At 69.9% G+C, this 2765-nt stretch carries 1 protein-coding gene; it reads right to left on the bottom strand.

Annotated elements, in window-relative coordinates; all coding sequences use genetic code 11:
* On the bottom strand, positions 1 to 2765 hold a 2765-nt coding region (locus tag SPH27_RS22950; protein ID WP_416208291.1), incomplete at both ends, for a beta strand repeat-containing protein.

Genomic DNA, 2765 nt, shown 5'->3' on the forward strand with positions numbered 1-2765 from the left:
AGCGCCACGCTGCTGCCGGAGAGCGTGCTGGTGCCGCCGCCGGTGGTGATTTGTCCGTTGTTGCTGAGCTGCCCGCCCGCGCTGAGGTTAACCGCCTGCCCCTGCAGCACGCTGCGGTTATCGATGTCGCCGCCGCTGCTGATGGTCAGGGTCCGGCCTGCCGCCACGGCGGTCCGGCTGGTAAACGCGTTCGTCAGCTGCAGCGTTAAGTCCCCCAGGGAGACCAGCTGGCCGGTCAGGTCCAGCCCCCGGCTCTGCAGCCACAGGTTGCCGCCGCTCAGCAGCCTGCCGCCCGCGCTCTGGGTCACCAGGTCCGCGTCGATGTTCAGCTGCGCGTTGCCGAGCAGCGTGCCGCTGTTGTTCAGCTGGCCGTAGTTAACCGTCAGCTGTCCCGCCTGGGTGGTGCCCTGGCTGGCAAAGGTGGAGCCGGTCAGCGTGGCCCGGTCGGCCACCCACGTGCCGCCGTTAGTGGCGTTTGCCGCATTGAGTATCAGGTCGGTGGCCTGCAGCCAGCCGGTGCCGGTGAACTGCGGCGTGCCGAGCGTCAGGCGCGCGCCGGAAAGCAGCCTGCCGTCGTTACGCGCCTGCGAGGAGGCGGTCACGCGCGTCTCGCCGCCGCCCTGAATCAGGCCGTAGTTAAACAGCGCGGGCGTGGTCAGCGTCAGGCCATCGCGGCTGACAATTTCGCCCCCGTTGCTGTTGGTCAGCGTCCCGCTGAGGGCCAGCGTCGCGCCGTTATCGCCCTGCAGACGTCCGCCGTTGGTGAGCGCCCCGGTGGTGATGCCGAGCGTGCTCCCCTGCATTTTGCCGTCGCTGGTGACGGAGGCCGCCGTGACGTTCAGCGCCCCGCCGGAGAGCAGGGTGCCGGTCGACTGCTGGCTGACCGCGCCGGTCTGGCTGAGGGTCAGGCCATTCACCCCGCTGATGGCGCCGCTGTTGCTGAGCGTGCCGCCGGTCAGCGTCAGGTTTTTCGCCGCCCACTGCCCCTGGTTCGCCAGCGTCGCGGCCTGCAGCGTGGCGCTGCCCAGCGCGGTAATCTTACTGCCCGTGGTTCCGGTGAGCGTGTCGGCCAGCGTCATCTGCAGCCCGTCGGCGCTCTGCACCGTGCCGCTGTTGCTGAGCGACTGCGCGTTAAGCAGGATGTTCAGCGCCTGCCAGCTGCCGGCGTTGGTCACCGCCCCGGAGGCAATGGTCAGCGCGCCCTGAGTGAGAAGCCTGCCGCCAGCGCCGTTAATCAGCGCCTGCTGCGGCGCGGCCATCGCCATGCGCGCCATCAGCCGCTGCTGCCCCTGAACGGTCAGGCTCTGCAGGCCGGTCAGGGTGCCCTGGTTGTTAATGCTGTCCTGGCGCAGCGCGAGGGTGTTCCCCTGCACGGTGCCGCTGTTTTTAAGGGTGCTGCCGCCGAGCGTCACGTCTCCTTCGCTGAGGAGCTGCCCGCGGTTATCCAGCGTCTGTGCGGTGATATCCGCCCGCCCCTGGCTCATCAGCGAGCCGGACGAGGTCAGCGTGCCGCCGGTCGCGGCCGTCAGCGCCCCCTGGCTGAGCAGGGACCCGCCGTGCGTCCAGTCGCCGGTGGCGCGGATGTCCGCGCCGTTCCCCTGCAGCGTGCCCTGCGTAACCAGCTGGCCTGCGTCCAGCGTCAGCATGCCGCCGGAGAGGGTGCGCGAGGCCGCGCCCGTGGTCAGCGCGGTGCCGGTGAGCGCCAGGCCGTTCGTTCCCTGCATCAGGCCGTCGTTGTTCATCTCGCGGGCGGTCAGGGAGAGCGTGCCGCCGGTGATGCGCCCCGGGTTCGCCAGGGTGTCCGCGGTGAAGGTGGTTGCGCCGCCGCTCTGCAGCAGCCCGGTATTGGTTAACGCCCCGCCGAGCGTGCCGCTGAGCCCCGCCAGCCCGTTCACCGTGCCGCTGCTGGTCAGGGTGGTGCCGGTCATGTCCAGCGTCGCGCCCTGCAGCGTACCGGCGTTCGTCAGCTGTCCGCCCGTCAGCGTGAAGCCGCCGCCGGAGAGCCATTTGCCGTTCAGCGCGTTGATAAAGCGGTCAGCGGCGGCGTTAACCGCGCTGCTGCCCTGCATCAGGCCGCTGTTGCGCAGCTCCGTCGCGCCTGCGGTCAGCGTTCTGCCCGCCACCGTGCCGCTGCTGGTCAGCGTCGTCGCGTGAAGCGCGGCATCGCCGGTGGCCACGATGTTCCCGGTATTGCTCAGGGCGTTGCCCAGCCCCAAATCCAGGTCCTGCGCCTGAATATCGCCCCGGTTGGTCAGGTCGCTGCCCCGGAGGGTGAGCCCGCCGTTCACCAGCAGCAGACCGGCGTTATCGAGCGTGTCCAGGGACAGATTCAGGCCGCTTCCGCTCACCAGCTGCCCGGTGGCGCCGTTGCTCAGCGCGCGGGTGGTCAGCGCCAGCGTGTCGTTGCCCTGCAGCATGCCGGTGTTGGTCAGCTGCGCGACGCTCACCGTCAGCGCTTTCCCCGCCAGCCGGCCGTCGTTAAACAGCTGCGCCGCCGTCAGCGTGAACAGGTTCTGGCTGAGCAGGGCGCCCGTGTTGTCCAGCCTGCCGGTCGCGGCAAGCGTCAGGGCGTCCAGCGCCTGAACGCTGCCCTGGTTATTCAGGCCTGCGGCGTCCAGCGTGGCGCTGCGCCCCTGCAGGCTGCCCGCGTTGCTGAGCGTGTGTCCGCTCAGGGTGAGGGTCTCACCGCCCGTCACCTGCCCCTGAGTCTGGTTCGCGAAGGTGTTGCCGGACCAGGCCAGCGTGCTGCTGCCCTGAAGCAGGCC

Source organism: Enterobacter sp. A103 (genome assembly GCF_034427535.1).
Taxonomy (GTDB): domain Bacteria; phylum Pseudomonadota; class Gammaproteobacteria; order Enterobacterales; family Enterobacteriaceae; genus Enterobacter; species Enterobacter asburiae_B.